Annotated in this window: 15 protein-coding genes; 4 read left to right on the forward strand and 11 right to left on the reverse strand. The window is 38.5% G+C overall.

The genetic code is table 11. The features are described from left to right. Window position 1 precedes the first annotated feature (1 nt). The gene (glyS, locus tag H3T46_RS03410; RefSeq protein ID WP_198197395.1) at window positions 2–2,062 is read left to right on the forward strand and encodes a glycine--tRNA ligase subunit beta; all 2,061 of its coding nucleotides are present in this window, start codon (window positions 2–4) and stop codon (window positions 2,060–2,062) included. Between the two features lie 5 nt (window positions 2,063–2,067). On the opposite strand, the gene H3T46_RS03415 is transcribed toward glyS, so the two are convergent. From H3T46_RS03415 to H3T46_RS03440, 6 genes are all read right to left on the reverse strand, one after another. Continuing rightward, the gene (locus H3T46_RS03415) at window positions 2,068–4,584 is read right to left on the reverse strand and encodes a glycosyltransferase (RefSeq protein WP_198197396.1); all 2,517 of its coding nucleotides are present in this window, start codon (window positions 4,582–4,584) and stop codon (window positions 2,068–2,070) included. Between the two features lie 137 nt (window positions 4,585–4,721). Beyond that, window positions 4,722–5,243, reverse strand: coding sequence for a translation initiation factor IF-3 (gene infC / locus H3T46_RS03420; RefSeq protein ID WP_198193459.1), 522 nt, complete (start codon window positions 5,241–5,243; stop codon window positions 4,722–4,724). Window positions 5,244–5,418: 175 nt separating this feature from the next. Next, window positions 5,419–7,386 (reverse strand): threonine--tRNA ligase, encoded by a 1,968-nt coding sequence (gene thrS, locus H3T46_RS03425; RefSeq protein WP_198197397.1) that lies wholly within the window; start codon window positions 7,384–7,386, stop codon window positions 5,419–5,421. 42 nt (window positions 7,387–7,428) lie between these two features. Next, on the reverse strand, window positions 7,429–8,343 hold the full coding sequence (locus H3T46_RS03430) for a glycosyltransferase family 9 protein (RefSeq protein WP_232349939.1): 915 nt from the start codon (window positions 8,341–8,343) through the stop codon (window positions 7,429–7,431). Continuing rightward, window positions 8,333–9,505, reverse strand: coding sequence for a glycosyltransferase family 4 protein (locus H3T46_RS03435; RefSeq protein ID WP_198197399.1), 1,173 nt, complete (start codon window positions 9,503–9,505; stop codon window positions 8,333–8,335). Before H3T46_RS03435 ends, H3T46_RS03430 begins: the two co-directional genes overlap by 11 nt. A gap of 16 nt (window positions 9,506–9,521) precedes the next feature. Beyond that, window positions 9,522–10,190 (reverse strand): glutathione S-transferase family protein, encoded by a 669-nt coding sequence (locus H3T46_RS03440; RefSeq protein WP_110438325.1) that lies wholly within the window; start codon window positions 10,188–10,190, stop codon window positions 9,522–9,524. 264 nt (window positions 10,191–10,454) lie between these two features. Here H3T46_RS03440 and minC point away from each other — a divergent pair, with 264 nt between their 5' ends. The 3 genes from minC (at window position 10,455) to minE (ending at window position 12,341) form a co-directional block, all read left to right on the forward strand. After that, the gene (minC, locus tag H3T46_RS03445) at window positions 10,455–11,162 is read left to right on the forward strand and encodes a septum site-determining protein MinC (RefSeq protein ID WP_198197400.1); all 708 of its coding nucleotides are present in this window, start codon (window positions 10,455–10,457) and stop codon (window positions 11,160–11,162) included. A gap of 91 nt (window positions 11,163–11,253) precedes the next feature. Next, window positions 11,254–12,066 (forward strand): septum site-determining protein MinD, encoded by an 813-nt coding sequence (minD, locus tag H3T46_RS03450; protein WP_110438326.1) that lies wholly within the window; start codon window positions 11,254–11,256, stop codon window positions 12,064–12,066. After that, window positions 12,066–12,341, forward strand: a complete 276-nt coding sequence (gene minE / locus H3T46_RS03455; RefSeq protein WP_155567319.1) for a cell division topological specificity factor MinE — start codon at window positions 12,066–12,068, stop codon at window positions 12,339–12,341. Before minD ends, minE begins: the two co-directional genes overlap by 1 nt. Before the next feature lie 83 nt (window positions 12,342–12,424). On the opposite strand, the gene H3T46_RS03460 is transcribed toward minE, so the two are convergent. The 5 genes from H3T46_RS03460 to H3T46_RS03480 form a co-directional block, all read right to left on the reverse strand. After that, complete coding sequence (locus H3T46_RS03460; protein ID WP_198197401.1) at window positions 12,425–14,122, reverse strand: alpha-keto acid decarboxylase family protein; 1,698 nt, start codon at window positions 14,120–14,122, stop codon at window positions 12,425–12,427. A 115-nt stretch (window positions 14,123–14,237) separates the two neighbouring features. Beyond that, complete coding sequence (locus H3T46_RS03465; protein WP_198197686.1) at window positions 14,238–14,672, reverse strand: SufE family protein; 435 nt, start codon at window positions 14,670–14,672, stop codon at window positions 14,238–14,240. A gap of 39 nt (window positions 14,673–14,711) precedes the next feature. Continuing rightward, window positions 14,712–16,034, reverse strand: coding sequence for an ATP-dependent protease ATPase subunit HslU (hslU, locus tag H3T46_RS03470; protein ID WP_198197402.1), 1,323 nt, complete (start codon window positions 16,032–16,034; stop codon window positions 14,712–14,714). 3 nt (window positions 16,035–16,037) lie between these two features. Then, a complete protein-coding gene (gene hslV / locus H3T46_RS03475) occupies window positions 16,038–16,619 on the reverse strand; it encodes an ATP-dependent protease subunit HslV (RefSeq protein WP_155565730.1) in 582 nt (193 codons plus the stop codon). Window positions 16,620–16,670: 51 nt separating this feature from the next. Beyond that, on the reverse strand, window positions 16,671–17,066 hold the full coding sequence (locus tag H3T46_RS03480; RefSeq protein ID WP_122123850.1) for a response regulator: 396 nt from the start codon (window positions 17,064–17,066) through the stop codon (window positions 16,671–16,673). Window positions 17,067–17,158 lie beyond the last annotated feature (92 nt).

Raw genomic sequence — 17,158 nt, forward strand, 5'->3', positions numbered from 1 at the left:
TATGTCGGAATTGTTTATTGAACTATTATCGGAAGAAATTCCCGCACGCATGCAAAAGCAAGCCATGGAAAATCTTAACCGTTTACTGAATAATGCGCTGATCAATCTTAATCCCACTGATGCTAAAACATTCTCCACACCAAGACGTATCGCTGTTTCTATGCAGATTGACGCTACCATTCCGGCACAAGAGCTGGAGGAAAGAGGACCACGAACCACAGCCCCTGAAAAAGCGTTAGAGGGTTTTTTACGCAAACATGCGGCTCAAAAAAATGATTTGATTGAAGAGAACGGTTTTTGGGTTTTGAAAAAAATTAAGCCTGAGCAATCAGCCAGCCAATTTATTCAGGAAAAAATTCCGCAACTTTTATGGCAATTCCCCTGGCCTAAATCACAGCGTTGGGGAAATGGCAGCCAATTTACATGGGTTCGCCCATTGCATCGCATCACCTGTATTCTGGATGGTGAGGTTGTTCCTTTTACCTTGGCAAAAGAAAATGATGATGCGCATGGATTATCCAGCGATCAAATCACTGAAGGCCATCGTTTTCTTTCTCCTTCCCCCTTTACCATCCGCAATACAAAACAATGGCAGGAAACACTGTTTTTCCATTATGTTATTGCCGACTCTGAACAGCGTCGTGATAAAATTCTTGCAGACATATCCAAGCTTGCAGAAAATAATAAACTTCAACTCGTTTCTGATGAAGGACTTTTGAACGAAGTTACGGGACTTGTTGAATGGCCCGTCGCGTATATGGGTAAAATTGATTCCATTTTCATGGATTTGCCACAAGAAGTAATGCAAGTTTCAATGCGAGTGAATCAACGTTATTTCGCACTGAAAAATCAAGATGGCTCACCAGCAGCACGTTTTATTTTTATAGCGAATATTAGACCAGACGATGATGGTTCCTTAATCATTGCCGGAAATGAGCGTGTTTTGCGGGCACGTTTTGCCGATGCCCGTTATTTTTGGGAACAGGACCGTAAAACACAACTTGTATCATATAACAACTCATTAAATGATGTTATTTTTCATGCCAGACTCGGCAGCCAATACGAACGTGTGCAACGTATTGTCAAAGTTGCAGGCTTTCTTGCAAACGAGCTTTGCGCCGATGTGGTTCATGCACAACGTGCCGCTTTACTTTGCAAGGCTGATCTTGCAACAGGAATGGTTGATGAATTCCCGGAACTCCAAGGTATTATGGGGGGATATTATGCTCAACATGATAATGAAAATCCTGCCGTAGCGCTTGCAATCAAGGAACATTACAAACCTTGTGGTCCAAAAGACCAGACACCCTCTGAACCATGCTCTGTTATTGTTGCACTCGCGGATAAAATCGATTTACTAACCGCATTTTTTGCCATAGGTGAAAAACCCAAAGGATCTGGTGATCCTTTTGCATTAAGACGGGCTGCCTTGGGGATTATCAGAATCATCCGTGAAAACAATCTCTCTCTTGATTTAGAAAAAGTATTTGAATTCTCCATTTCAACACTTCCGAAAGATTTACAACAAGCTTCAGATCTGAAATTTTTGGCAAATTTCATGAATGAACGACTTATTATTCAGTTACGAAGTGAGGGTTTACGACATGATATTTTATCAGCAGTTTCACAAAAAAATCATTTAACTGATATTTCCGAACTTCTCAAAAAAGTTAATGCCATAAATCAAATTCTTGAATCATCCGAAGGAAAAGATCTTCTGGCCGCTGTCAAAAGAGCAAGCAACATTCTCAGAATTGAAAACAAGAAAGACGGCCCTCATCAAGGTGAACCCGATCCGTCTCTTTTCCATACTGATGAAGAAACAAATCTGTACAGTCATTTAAAGCAAGCTACACAAATGATTGAATCAGCGCTTGATCATAAGAAGTTTGAATTTGCAATGAATACTATAGCTTCCTTACGCTCTGAACTGGACATCTTTTTTGATAAGACTATTATTAATGATCCAAATGAAATCATTCGTCATAATCGACTTAAACTTCTCAATCAAATTGATAATGTAGCTAACCTTATTGCTGATTTTAGCCAAATTGAAAAATAGTTATATTAGATTTTAACTGGGTCTGTTAATTCATAAAACAGCTGGGGCTTGACTTTAAAATGAGGTGAATAGGCTGAATCATTTTTATAAACCGTCTTTTCACCCCATTTTTTTTCCATAAATTCCATTTCATATGTGAAGCGTTCTTGGTGTTCAGGTCTATCATCACTACCTCTTGAATAGCTTTCATGATGAATGGCAATCACATCCATGCACATAATAATTCGATAACCTGCCTCTCTTACTTTCAAACATAGATCGACATCGTTATATGCAATTTTTAAATTAATTTCATCAAATCCATCCACCTCATTAAAAACTGATGCCTTTACCAACATCATGGCCGCTGTTACTGCAGTCAATTCCTGTGATAATACAGAACGTCCGACATAACCAAAATCATTCTTGATCATCCCCCTATTCATATGTTGGGCAACTTCCCCGGGACCGACAATAATGCCTCCATGTTGTATTCTTCCATTCGGATATAACAGTTTGGCTCCCACAATTGCAATATCATCAGCAAATTCCGCCTCATTCAACATGATTTCCAGCCAATCCTCATTTTCGATAAATACATCATTATTTAAGAATAAATAAAAATCGGATTTTATTTTTTGAGCGGCCAGGTTATTCAAACGTGAAAAATTAAATTCTTCTTGTACTGTTAAAAAATTTACAATCTTTTTTCGCGAATAGTTTTTTATAAACTCTAGAGTTTCTGTTTTTTTTGATCCGTTATCAACCAATAAAATATTATAGTGGCTATAATTGGTTCGGTCCAAAATACGGTCAACGCATTGTTTGGTAATTTCAATCTGATCTTTGAAAGGGATAATAATTGTAACAGTTGATTGCGGTATCTTATTCCATGCAACCTTATACATCGTAGCATTCTCTATTGAGCTTACCATAGTTTCGTGCCCCGTACGTTTCAAATGATCACTTACACAGTCTACACCCGCTTTTACCGCATATTGTTTATTGGCAATTGTTTCCGCTGTTGAATTCGGAGTAATACGCCAGTGATACAAAATCTCCTGAACATGATGAATTTGCGATGATTTTAAATATTCTGTCAATCGCAAAATAAAATCATGATCCTGTGCACCATTATATTGCGATGACAGAAAACCGACTTTTCTAACATAATCAACATGAATCATGACAAAATGACAAATATAATTACACCCTAACAAATAACGGTAATTAAAATCAGGTTTTAAATTGGGTTCGGTAAATTCACCATTGTTATCAAGCTTATCCTCATCTGAATAAACAAAATAGGCATGATGACACTGCGCTTCCATTATCATCATTTCCAATGCTTCAGGAACCAGCATGTCATCATGATCAAAAAAGGCGATCCATTGACCTTTTACCTGTTTCAATCCTTCGTTAGTCGCTTCGGAAATACCCCTATTACATGTCAGTGTAATTGCCTTGATCCTGTTATCAAACAAAACATATTTTTTGATTTCTCTCTGAATTGATGCTGATTTTCCTCCATCATCAATCAAAATCAATTCCCAATTTTTATAAGTTTGACATAAAACAGAATCAACAGCCTCCCTAAAATGAGATAAATCAGGTTTGTAAACAGGACATATAATTGAAATTTTGGGAGATTTAAGTTTTATCTTTAAATCTTTCAAATTTTGTCTTTTTTTATCAAGTAATTTTGGTAAACTCGAGAAATATTTTTGTGCCCATAGATGATATTCATCAATTATATATTCCGGATAAGCGATTAAATTTTTAATTTCACTTTTTAGGGAATTAATTTCATTATATAGACTATCTATATGCTGATTCATTATTAATAGTTTTTGTTCCAACAAATCATCAACAAGGCTTGTTTGATAAGGGCTGTTTTTCACTTCTATATAATCAGGCATTACATACACGCGAAATTCCGCCTTAAAACATTTTCGAAGCACTTTGGGTACAACAACCGCAAAACCGCATCTTGGCTCACCATTATAAGCACTTGCCACATCAGGACGATATCTATTGGCCTGAACCGTTTGTAATTCAATCCCATTCATGACAACAAGAATTGAACAGTTTCCTGTATATTCTCCTGTTTTCAAATCCTTTTTCAAAACCCATCCAACAATTGAACCGTTCTTCCATCCATCAATAAAAGATTCATATTCGACAGAATCATTATTTCTTAATAATTGAAAATATACATAGGATACTTGCTTATTATTCTGTTTTGAATCAGAGACTATAAAAGGTGTTTCATCAATAAATTGAAATGACAACTTATGGTTCTTATTATCCCTGTATCTTTCTGGTATGGAAAATTGAAAACCGATATCGCCGCGAAAGAAATTCAGCTTTTGCTGAATAGTTTTATTTTCAATATCGCATTTAATTTCAGCAATCTTTACATCATCGATAAAAGCAGAAACAATTGTAGGTTTTTCAGGTTTAACGACATTAATTGCCCATCCCACAAATACCCCCTCTTCAATTCTTTGACAGAAACCCGTACAGCGAGATTGAGCATTCATGAACCCCATCCTTTTAGTTAACTTAACTTTACTATTTCTTGAATAAAATTATAATTTTTCAAAAATAAATATCATTATAAAAAAAGGTATGTAAAATTTACATACCTTTATTGAACTTCATTTAATATTTTATCACATCAACGGGCTACTAAAACCATAATCATTTGACGATTTTCGATCTTGGAAGTTTGTTCTGGCTTTGCAACCTCTTCCATATCAACACGGAATCGATCCAACAGTTGAACACCCAGTTCTTGATGGGCCATTTCACGTCCACGGAAACGTAACGTGATTTTAACCTTGTCACCACCAGCAATAAAACGCTTTGCCGCGTTTAGTTTTACCTGATAGTCATTTTCATCAATATTGGGTCTTACCTTGATTTCCTTAATATCAATGACTTTTTGTTTTTTACGTGCCTCATTCTTTTTTTTCTGCTGTTCATATTTGAATTTACCGTAATCAACAATTTTCGCTACTGGCGGATCAGCATTTGGACTGACTTCCAATAAATTCAGTCCAACAGCATAAGCCATTTTCAAAGCTTCACGTGTTGGCACAATACCTAACATTTCACCATCAGCACCAACCAGGCGAACCTGTGCAGCACGAATCTCATCATCAACCAAGGGCCCTTCACGATTAGTCGCAGGGGTTATCGATGTTTTTACTATGGTTAAGCTCCTTCTATAAATAAATCATTGAAAGGGGATTACTTACTCAAAAATTAGAAAATTGAACTTATCAAAAAAATCAATCTTGTAAATAACCCATTTCCTAAATTTAATAATAAACAACTTCTTAAAATACTATAATAGATTTTAAAAAAACTATCTAGTCTTCACAATAAAATTTAGCCTTTCGCTGCGCAGAGGGAACACGTCCTTTATCTGGCGGTGATGCCTCTCGAGACAGTTGATCCATGGCTTCATTCAAAGCCATGATCTCTTGTGATTTTCCACCCAATCGACGTACCGCCAAATGACGTTCTTCCGCCTCCTTGCGCCCAATAACCAAAATGACAGGAACATGTTGCAGACTATGTTCACGAATCTTTGCATTGATCTTTTCGTTTCTATCATCCAATTCCACACGAATTCCCTGGGCTTTCAGCAGGGCAACGACTTCTCGGGCATAATTCTCCACATCATTTACAATCGTTGCCACAACTACTTGGACAGGTGCCAGCCACAAAGGGAAATGACCTGCATATTGCTCTATCAAAATACCAATAAACCGTTCAAATGATCCTAAAATTGCCCGATGAAGCATAACTGGGCGATGTCTTGCGCTATCTTCTCCAATATAAGCCGTCTTAAGCCGTTCTGGCAGAACATAGTCAACTTGCAACGTGCCACATTGCCAATCTCTTCCTATTGCATCACGTAAAACAAATTCCAGTTTGGGACCATAAAAAGCGCCTTCCCCTTTATTAAGCTCAAATTCGACACCAACCTGTTTACAGGCTTCCTTCAAGCTATTTTCCGCACGATCCCAAATCGCATCATCTCCCGCTCTTTTTTCTGGACGATCAGAAAATTTGATGCGGAAACTCTCGAAACCAAGATCTTTGTATACTTCTGACAACATTTGGACAAACAAGGCTGTTTCAGAAGTAATTTGATCTTCTGTACAAAAAATATGTGCATCATCCTGAACAAATGACCGAACACGCATAATCCCATGTAGTGCTCCAGAAGGTTCGTAACGGTGACAGGCTCCAAATTCCGCCATCCGAAGGGGAAGCTCACGATAGGAACGCAATGTATGATTGAATATTTGGATATGACATGGACAGTTCATGGGTTTCAAAGCGTAAATGCGATCTTCATCTTCAACGGAAGCAATAAACATATTTTCCTTGAATTTGTCCCAATGCCCTGATGCCTCCCATAAAGAACGGTCAACAAGTTGGGGGGTTCGCACCTCCTCATATCCATAACGACGTTGGACACGCTGCATATAAGCCTGTAATTCGGTATAAATTTGCCATCCTTTGGGATGCCAGAATACGGAACCTACGGCTTCATCCTGCAGATGGAAAAGATCCATCTCTTTTCCGATCCGTCTGTGATCGCGTTTTGTTGCCTCTTCCAATTGCGTCAGATAGGCATCAAGCTCTTTTTGATCACGCCATGCCGTTCCATATATACGTGACAGCATGGCATTTTTTGAATCCCCACGCCAATATGCGCCAGCAACCTTCATCAGTTTAAAAGCTTTACCGACATCCCCGGTTGTTCTTAAATGCGGTCCACGGCAAAGGTCAAGCCATTCCCCCTGTCTATAGACTGTGATCGTTTCTGTTTCTGGCAAATCCCGAATGAGCTGGGCTTTATAATGTTCCCCATTGGTTTCAAAATATTCGATTGCTTTCTGCCGAGGCAGAACCTCTCTGACAAAAGGTTCATTACGCGCAATAATCTCATGCATTTTCTGTTCAATTTTACCAAGATCTTCTGGCTTGAAAGGTTCTTCACGGGCGAAATCATAATAAAAACCGTTCTCAATAGCTGGACCAATAGTAACCTGGGTTCCCGGATATAGTTCCTGTACTGCCTGGGCAAGTACATGGGCAGCATCATGACGGATTAACTCTAACGCCGCCGCATCTTTTTTTGTAATGAATTTTACTGACGAATCTTCATATATTTCAGTTAATAGATCGACTAATTTGCCATTCAGCTCCATTGCTAAAGCTGCACGGGCCAAACCTGCCCCAATAGATTGTGCAATACTTAAACCCGTAACCGATCCTTCATATTCACGAACAGATCCATCAGGCAAGGTAATAGATGGCATACTTAAAACTCCAGAACGATATAATAAACCTAATAATAAACTTTAATGAACCCAGTTCAATTCTTGTGCAACCTTTTTTACGGAAAGATTTCTTAAATCCGCCTCATACAATATTTTGACATGTTTTCCACGTGGTGCGGTCAGCGCAGGATTACTTGATGATGAAAACAAAACAACAGAATACCCCCCCACCAATGCGGCAATATGCATTGGCCCTGTATCATTTCCGAGCGAAAATTGTGCATTTTTCATTAAGTGACCCAACTGAAACAAACTTGTTTTACCAATCAAGTTCATCGCCTTCGGACATAACTGCAAAATCTGTCGGGAAATCTCTTTTTCTTCTTTTCCTCCAGCAATTATGGGGACCAGCCCTTTTTCAAGACACATATTCGCAATCTCACCATAATACTGAATAGGCCATCTTTTCTCCATACGTCGTGCAGAGCAACTAGGAACTAACACAACATAGGGTCGATCAATGGAAAAATCAATCATTTCGGATAAAAACCAGGATAAATCAAGCTCGGGATAATCGGTTATACCAACCTTGCTTAACTGATCTTTCTGGCGATCAAATGTATGCAAGCGATTACGCTCCTCATTGTCATGTCTATGCGATGCTGTTTTTGCAATCGCCGAGCCTTGTCTCTGCCCTGCGAACCTAAAGTAACGTGTTGATCGACGAGAAGTTTGTAAATCAAAGATATAATCATATCCCCGTAGTTTTTTCACTAGCCTAATCAATCCCGCAATATTGAACCAGGAAGGTTTGTCATCAACAATAACACGATCAAACCAAGGTGACCTTTTGGCCAGATCAACAAATGGTGCAGATGTTAACAAGGTGATCTCTGCATTGGGATAATACTGACGAATAGCCGCAAACGGGTAAAAACTTTGGATAAAATCCCCCAAAGCACCCAAACGTATAATCAAGATTCTTTTAACTGACATCATTGATCTTTAATTTGTTTTCAGCAGGTAATATCTCGTTATAAACAGAAAGGGTTTTGCATTGCATCTGTTGCAAAGTATATTTTTTTTGAACCGCTTCCCGGGCAAGCCGACCGATCCAATTTAAATCCGCATCTGTTTTTTCCATCAACTGATCCAAAACAAATACCAAATTATTAACACTGCCGGGTTTAAAAAGGTAACCTGTAACATTTTCTTCAACTGTTTCTGCCGCCCCACCATGATTGGCAACAACCACAGGTTTCTCCATAGCCTGGGCCTCAATTACGACACGTCCAAAAGGTTCAGGTTTAAGGGAAGGTACTACAACGATATTTGCCAGTGCATAGACCGCAGGCATATCCTGGCTATTTCCCACAAAATAAATCGAATTTTTTATTTTTAAATAATCGGCTAAATCAAGCAACTCTTTTAAAAAATGATCTTTTTCTTTGGCGGGACCGACAAAAATGCAGATCCAGTTCGGATGATCGAATTTTAATTCAGCAAAAGCCTGCAATAATAATTTATGTCCCTTCCACTCCGTAATTCTTCCCGGCAATAACAGGATCTTTTGCTCTTCAGAAATTCCCCAACTCTGTGCCAATGAACTTATTCGGTTACCTAACGGCAAACTCGGATCAAAAATAGTTAGATCAACCCCACGTGGAATGATACATAATTTTTGCTGGTTAACATGATATTCTTGTTGTAAATGATTAGCAATATAATGACTGATCGCTATCACCTTTTCCCCTTTGGTCATTACCTGGTTGTACCAACGTTTTCCGAACCATTTGGCCTGAAAAACTCCGTGCCAGGTTGTAACAAAACGGATATGACATTTTCTTGCTGCCAACCATGCGGACCATGCCGGCGCTCTTGAACGTGCATGAACAATATCCACTTTATAATACTGGATAATCTTAATTAACGCATAATGATTTTTCCAGATTATCCACGGATTTTTTGAGCTTAGCGGTAAATGAATGTAAATTGCTCCAATTTTTTCGAGATAATGCTGCCATATTCCATCTTCACTGGCTACAATTGCAATGCCACCCGCCTGTATGATTGCCTTTGCCATATCAACAGTCCCCCGCTCTACCCCACCTGTACCCAATGCTGGTAGAACTTGCAATATGACCGGTTTATTTTCCATTCCGACTAAAATTTCATTAAAAATCTAAATCGGCATAATATTTGGGAGGGACTACACCACTTACCCGATCATTTAACAAGGCACGAAAACTGGGGCGGGATTTTATCCGAACATACCAATCCTTTACCATTGGATATTTATCCCAGTTAATATCACCAATATAATCCAAGCTGGAAAGATGGGCTGCAGCGGCAAAATCAGCAATTGACAAATTATTTCCTGCCAGCCAAACTCTGTTTTCAGCTAGATAGGCAATATAATCAAGATGAAATTTTATATTCTGGTAGCCTTCTCTCAATGCCTGAGCATTGGGATTGCTATTTCCAAAAAGACGTTTGAACATTTTCTCAAACAGTAAATTTCGAGTGATTTCTCGATTGAATTTGTCATCAAACCAGGCAACCAATCGTCGCACCTCCACTCTTTCCGCCAAAGTGCGACCCATTAATAACGTGTCAGGATAGGCTTCTTCCAAATATTCGCTGATCGCATAGGAATCACAAATAGCCAGACCCGTTTCTTCTACCAGGACAGGAACGGTACCAGCAGGATTCATCGACAGGAATTCATCCCGTTTTTTCCATACAGCTTCGGTCATCAATTCAAAAGATAATCGTTTTTCTGCCATTATCAGCCGAATTTTACGACTGAAAGGACAAAGGGGAAGATGATACAATATTCGCATAAAGCCTTGCCATTATTCCACAAAATCTCTTTAGTGTAACATAATATGTTTTTTTACTGAAAATATTTTAAAATCAGTTTATCACTACAGTTTAATCATATAGCTTAACTTTTAATCAATTATAAAGGCTTAAATTCATCTTTTAAAAAATTACAAGATATTTATTTTTTCGTATATTATTATTTTATTTTTCAACTTTATCAAAACGTAATAATTTAGACGTCATTAATTTATTTGATCTGTCAAACAGGAAATACACTCGTGGTGCATCATTCTTCGCATTCACTGCCCCCCTTACGGATCCGAGGCCGTTCGTTTTTGGCACTGGTTCTTTCACCAAAAGCCCCTCTTGTAAATTGGTTACAAAGCCTGGACGAACAAATTAAACGTTCTTCACAATTTTTCTATGGCAAACCTGTTATTCTCAATCTTGAACTCTTGACAGGCGATGAAGAAGGATTGGAAAAACTTTATCATGAACTTTTAGGCAGAAATATTCAGATTATCAGTATGGAAGGATTGCCATCCAATCCTTCTGCATTAAAGGATTGGCCTAGAAATTTCATTCTTACAGGAGGAAAGAATATCGACAATTTAAATCCCCCGATCGATTCTCCAGCTAAAAATCAATCCGTTCCTTGCTATATTACTGATGATCCCGTTCGATCAGGACAAAGCATTTTTTTTCCGGAAGGGGATATAATTGTTGTTAATTCTGTTGCATCGGGAGCGGAAATTAGCGCCGGTGGATCCATTCATGTTTACGGCGCCCTGCGGGGACGCGCTATTGCCGGTATAAGTGGACAACCCAATGCCAGAATATTCACCAGTCATATGGCAGCAGAACTATTGGCTATTGATGGATATTACATGACAGCAGAAGAAATTCCAGAGGCTTTTAACAATAAATCTGCACAGGTTTTTTTAAAAGAGAATATTATTACTGTAACTAATCTAACAAAAACAAGGTAAATAAAATTATATTCTGATATTTTTAGTGTTTTATTTGCCGTAAAATGATATTTTTAACATATTGAAAATGGATTATCATAAAGGAACAAGTATGTCGAAGGTAATCGTTATTACCTCAGGTAAAGGCGGGGTTGGTAAAACGACAACAACCGCAGCGATTGGAGCGGCCCTCGCCCAGACAGGACAAAAGGTTGTCGTCATTGATTTTGATGTCGGTTTAAGAAATCTTGACCTTGTAATGGGATCAGAAAGACGTGTGGTGTTTGATTTTATCAATGTAATACAAGGTGAAGCCACGCTTTCTCAAGCATTGATTAAAGATAAACGTATCGAAACCCTTTTCATTCTGGCCGCCTCCCAAACACGGGACAAAGACGCCTTGACTGAAGAGGGTGTCAAAAAGGTTATTGAGGAATTAAAAGAGAAGTTTGACTGGATAATTTGTGACAGTCCGGCCGGAATTGAACGCGGTGCTAAAATGGCCATGCATTTTGCTGATGAGGCCATTGTCATTACCAATCCCGAAGTATCCTCGGTTCGTGACAGTGATCGTATCATAGGCATCCTTGACAGTACAACTGATAAAGCCCAAAAAGGTGAAAAAATTAACAAACACCTGTTAATTACACGTTATGCAACAAACAGGGCAGCCCATGGCGACATGCTTAACACAGATGATATACTTGATATCCTTTCCATTCCCTTGATTGGTATCATTCCTGAAAGTGAGGAAATTCTCAAGGCTTCAAATATAGGTACTCCGATAACACTTTCTGCACCCAACTCTGCTCCTGCCCGTGCCTATGTAGATGCAGTTAAACGCTTGCAAGGAGAAAAAATAGACATTACCATTCCGACTGACAAAAAAGGGTTTTTTGACTGGTTGTTAAAGAGGAATAGATGATGAGTTTTTTATTTTCAAATTTCTTTAATAAAAAAAGTTCAGCGCCCGTTGCCAAGGATCGTTTACAGATCCTGCTGGCTCATGAACGTTCTTCTTCCAGCAATCAAAATGATTCAGATTTATTGCAAAAATTACAAAAAGAAATTATGGCGGTTATCCAAAAACATATCTCCATTGATCAAGAAAAAATTCAGGTCAAAATTGATCAAGGATCTGCCTGTTCAACATTGGCTATTGATATTGAGGTTCCCCAACAACGTCAAAAAAAATTTTGATTTAAACCTGATAATATCGATAGACTTTTTTTTGTATTTGAGGAGCTTGTTATTGATCTAGAATAAAACTCCTCAACATTTATTTAGAAATGAACTTTTTTATCAAGCTCTTTCAAACCTCTTTTCCCGTAATTGAAGGATGCAATACGATCTGCTGAATCCTGAACTTTTTTGGGTATGTCAAAAGGATCGATCATAATTTCAACAATACGCGGTACTAAAGTATCATTTTCCAGTTCTTCTAGGCTTGTTTCCAATTCATCCTCAGTTCTGACTTGATGGTATGAATAGGGTTTATTATCACTCAAAGCATCAAATAGTTTATGATAGTTCCATTCAGGAATATCATTAAACGAGGAATATAACCCCATAATGCTGCGTTCGATTGTATAACCTTTATTATTCACCAAAAAAATGATTGGATTGAGATCATGCGCAAAAAAAGCTGATACTTCCTGCGCTGTTAATTGGAATGACCCATCCCCGATAAATAATATTTGGCGCCGTTTAGGTGCTGCCATTAATGAACCAAACAAGGCAGGCAATGAATACCCGATTGATAACCACAAAGGCTGATTAATGATGGTAATTCCGGCAGGAAGAGCCAATCCCCTGACACCTCTCATCGAGGTGCCTGCATCCGTAACAATGACATCGTTTTCCTGAATGAAATGATCCATTTTTGTCCAAAAACGATTGAGGATTAATGCCTTGCCCTTTTCAACTGTCCATGAATGTTTTTTATTTTTATGAATGGAAGAGAATAAATTTGACTGTCGGGACAAGTCATTTTTTATCAGGCTTTTCAAAAGGTCTACAGCACAGACATCCTCAAACACTTTTTTACCAACGATAGTGCTGAAGGGCATGATATTGATCATATTTTCTGGAATATTCTGCGTAAAATACCCAGAATTACTGTCTGTAAATTTTACGTTAATTCCTATTAAGCAATCAGAATTTTCAATGATATCTAAAACGGATCTGACAGAAGCCCCGCCATTATATTCACCAACCCATTGCAATAAACCCTGATCCAAAATTGCCTGTGCCGCTGATTGGGTGGCAAATGGAATATTCAATTTTTCAATAAGTTCTTGCGTAAGTTCTCTAAGTCCAAATCGATCTATGGCATTACCCAGCAACATAGCCGGGCGTTTAGCATGTCGCAGACGTTCTTTAATGCCATGCAAAAGATTTGAAAGTTGTAAGGAATCACTCATTTGTAATGAACAGACCAGTTTGTCATCAGGGACATCAATCTCGAAAAACGTTATATCCGATGGGATTTGAATATAAACAGGTCTTTTTTCCCGTTTGCAAACTTTCAATACACGATCAATTTCCCCCACTGCATTTTGTGGCGTAAGGCGCGCCTGAGCGACGGTATAGGAGCGGTAACAATTCATGACATCTTCATAATTACCCTCCGCCGTGGTATGATGCAAAAAGGATCTTTGATTTATACTGTGTAAAGGTGGCGCTCCAGAAAGACAAATCATTGGCACGTATTCGGCATATGCTCCTGCAATACCATTAAGGGCACTCAGGTCACCAACACCATATGTTGTTAGTATTGCAGAAATTCCATTTAAACGTGCATAACCATCCGCAGTATAGGCCGCGTTCAACTCATTACGATTTCCAACAAATTTTATATCTTTTCTTTTTTCTGCCTGCATCAAAAATTGAAGATTATAATCCCCAGGTACACCAAAAATTGTGTTGATCCCAATTTGAGATAATCTATCCAGTAAGAAATCCCCAATTGTTTTTTTCATATATTATCCCCTAACTTTACAATGTGTTTCTTAAAATAATCTTTAATTTACAGACTGTTATCTCAATTGAAGAATCTCAAATTATACGAAATAAATATTTCAAAAAAAATTAACACTATTGTGAGGCAATATGCTGTATGGCTTTAACCATCGACATAACCCCATTACTTCGATTTGCTGACAACGCCCCTGCAAGTCCCAGATCCTTGACAAATCCAGGATCGATTTTCAAAATTTCCTCTGCTGTTCTTCCAGAATAAATTCTTAATAACAAAGCGATCAGTCCTTTAACTATCACGGCATCAGACGATCCAGCAAAATAATATTTATTTCCTTCCCGGGAGTAATTTAACCAAACCTGACTTTGACAACCAACCACACGAAATTTATCATTTTGCCATTCAACAGGAAAAGCAGGCAAATTATTTCCAAGTTCAATCAAATAACGATATCGCTGCGTCCAATCATCAAAAAGATCAAACTCATCCCTAATGGCATCAATTGCCTCTACCGCGCTTTGTTCTTCGGGTAAAATAAAAGAACCTGAAATTGACATATATAAATCTCGTATAGCCAGACAAATTACAAATTAAAGAATAAAACGACTTAAATCACTTTTACTCGCCAAGGAAGCAACTTTTTCCGTTACATCCTTTGCCGTTATCTGAATCTCCTCACCTGAACGTTCAGAAGCTGTAAAAGAAACTTCTTCGAGGAGTTTTTCCATAACGGTTGCCAGACGACGCGCACCGATATTCTCAACTCTTTCATTAATATCCGTTGCCAATTGAGCAATTGAATCAATTGCATCATCCGTAAACTGTAACTTGACTTTTTCCGTTTCCATCAAAGCGATATACTGTTTTAAAAGTGACTGTTCGGGTTCTGTTAAAATCCGACGCATATCTTCACAGGTTAAAGCCGATAATTCAACACGAATCGGTAGGCGCCCCTGTAGTTCCGGCAATAAGTCAGAAGGTTTAGCCAAATGAAAAGCACCAGAGGCAATAAAAAGTATATGATCGGTTTTAACCAGACCATATTTTGTTGAGACAGTCGTTCCCTCTATTAATGGCAGTAAGTCACGCTGTACCCCTTCACGGGAAATATCGGCACCACCACGCCCACCACTTCCTTCATAAGAACGGGCACAAACCTTGTCAATTTCATCCAGAAAGACAATTCCATGATTTTGTGCACGCTGTATAGCTTCTTGCACAAGCGCATCATTATCCAGAAGCTTATCAGATTCTTCACGAATTAATGCCTCCCGGGCTTTTGCAACCGTCATACGGCGTGATTTTTCAGAACGGTTCATGAACCCTTTCATCATATCGGTAAAATTGATAATCTGGGCCGATGGCATCCCCGGTATATCCATTTGATTAACAGGAGAGGATATATCCGCCACTTTGATATCTATTTCCTTGTCCTCTAAATCTCCATTAACCAGCATCTGCAGGAATTTATTACGTGTTTCTGCTGTCGCTCCATCTCCCACCAACGCCGTTACTATTCTTTGATTTGCGGCATCTTTTGCCTTTTCAACGACATTGCGACGTTTTACATCACGCAACATGACCAAAGATGCTTCAACCAAATCGCGAATAATGCTTTCTACATCACGACCGACATAACCGACTTCGGTAAACTTAGTTGCCTCAACTTTTAAAAATGGAGCTTGTGACAAACGGGCTAATCGACGAGCAATTTCCGTCTTACCACAACCCGTTGGTCCAATCATCAAAATATTCTTAGGAACGATTTCTTCCCGCATCCGGTCAGGTAACTGAGCTCTTCTCCATCGATTGCGCAAAGCGATAGATACAGCCTTTTTTGCTTCTTGTTGACCAACAATATAACGATCAAGTTCTGCAACAATTTTTTTCGGGGTATAGGTCGGGATTTGCATATATTATTTACTTTCTGCGTTCAAGGTCTCTACAACAAGGGAGTGATTGGTATAAATACAAATATCCCCAGCAATTTTCATTGCTCGACGTGCGATTTCTTCCGATGTTAGTCCATCAACAGTCAAAAGCGCCCTTGCGGCCGCCAGAGCATAATTACCACCGGAACCAATGGCTACCACCCCGTCTTCTGGTTCCAGTACATCACCATTACCTGTTAATGTGTATGAATGAACATGATCAGCCACAAGCAGCATTGCCTCAAGTCTTCTTAAGTAACGATCCGTTCGCCAATCCTGAGCCAACTCGACACAAGCCCTTTCCAACTGATTGGGATAACGCTCCAATTTCTTTTCCAAACGTTCCAGCAAGGTAAAAGCATCCGCTGTCGCCCCTGCAAAACCAGCCAATATAGAACCGTTTTGTCCTATTCTCCTGACTTTCCTCGCATTACCTTTTACAACTGTATTACCCAGTGTTACCTGGCCATCACCTGCTATTGTCACCTGCTTTCCGTAACGGACACATAAAATAGTCGTACCATGCCACTGAATAGGATCATACGTAGATAAAGTGTTATTTTGCATATCTAGGGTTAACCTTACATAAAATTATATGATAATAATTATCCGAACTGGTTAAGAAATCAATTCTTCTATACGCTTTGTCAATACCCCAAGGGAAAAAGGTTTGGTTAACAATTGTATTTTATTGTCAAGAGTCATGGTATTGATACCATGTGCATAACCAGTAATAAATAATATCGATAAATTCGGCCAGATCTTACGCGCAAATTCAGCAAGTTTGTTTCCATTTACTCCTGGCAACCCGATGTCGGTTAATAGTAAATCGACATGCATATGATTACAATCCAAATCTTGTAACAATGCCATTGCCTTTGTACCATCTTCAGCGGCAATTACCTCAAACTGCATTTCATCCAGCAATTCAACCAATAATGGGCGTAAAATGGAGTCATCCTCAGCAACCAAAATTATTTTTTTTGTTTTTTGTTTTTGTGCTTCAATCAACATTTCCTTATGCCTTTACGTCAAAAGGAAAAATATAGTGTTCAGACTCTATAATCATTTTAAAACTATATATTCACTTCGTTATCTATATTATC

Origin of the sequence: Commensalibacter sp. M0133, from assembly GCF_016101485.1 — a bacterium.
Classification (GTDB): domain Bacteria; phylum Pseudomonadota; class Alphaproteobacteria; order Acetobacterales; family Acetobacteraceae; genus Commensalibacter; species Commensalibacter melissae.

Coding starts and splice junctions, on each gene's coding strand:
- glyS (WP_198197395.1), top strand. CDS start 2: ATGTCGGAATTGTTTATTGAACTATTATCGGAAGAAATTCCCGCACGC.
- H3T46_RS03415 (WP_198197396.1), bottom strand. CDS start 4,584: ATGAATGCTCAATCTCGCTGTACGGGTTTCTGTCAAAGAATTGAAGAG.
- thrS (WP_198197397.1), bottom strand. CDS start 7,386: ATGCCATCTATTACCTTGCCTGATGGATCTGTTCGTGAATATGAAGGA.
- H3T46_RS03430 (WP_232349939.1), bottom strand. CDS start 8,343: ATGTCAGTTAAAAGAATCTTGATTATACGTTTGGGTGCTTTGGGGGAT.
- H3T46_RS03435 (WP_198197399.1), bottom strand. CDS start 9,505: ATGGAAAATAAACCGGTCATATTGCAAGTTCTACCAGCATTGGGTACA.
- H3T46_RS03440 (WP_110438325.1), bottom strand. CDS start 10,190: ATGCGAATATTGTATCATCTTCCCCTTTGTCCTTTCAGTCGTAAAATT.
- minD (WP_110438326.1), top strand. CDS start 11,254: ATGTCGAAGGTAATCGTTATTACCTCAGGTAAAGGCGGGGTTGGTAAA.
- minE (WP_155567319.1), top strand. CDS start 12,066: ATGAGTTTTTTATTTTCAAATTTCTTTAATAAAAAAAGTTCAGCGCCC.
- H3T46_RS03460 (WP_198197401.1), bottom strand. CDS start 14,122: ATGAAAAAAACAATTGGGGATTTCTTACTGGATAGATTATCTCAAATT.
- hslU (WP_198197402.1), bottom strand. CDS start 16,034: ATGCAAATCCCGACCTATACCCCGAAAAAAATTGTTGCAGAACTTGAT.
- hslV (WP_155565730.1), bottom strand. CDS start 16,619: ATGCAAAATAACACTTTATCTACGTATGATCCTATTCAGTGGCATGGT.
- H3T46_RS03480 (WP_122123850.1), bottom strand. CDS start 17,066: ATGTTGATTGAAGCACAAAAACAAAAAACAAAAAAAATAATTTTGGTT.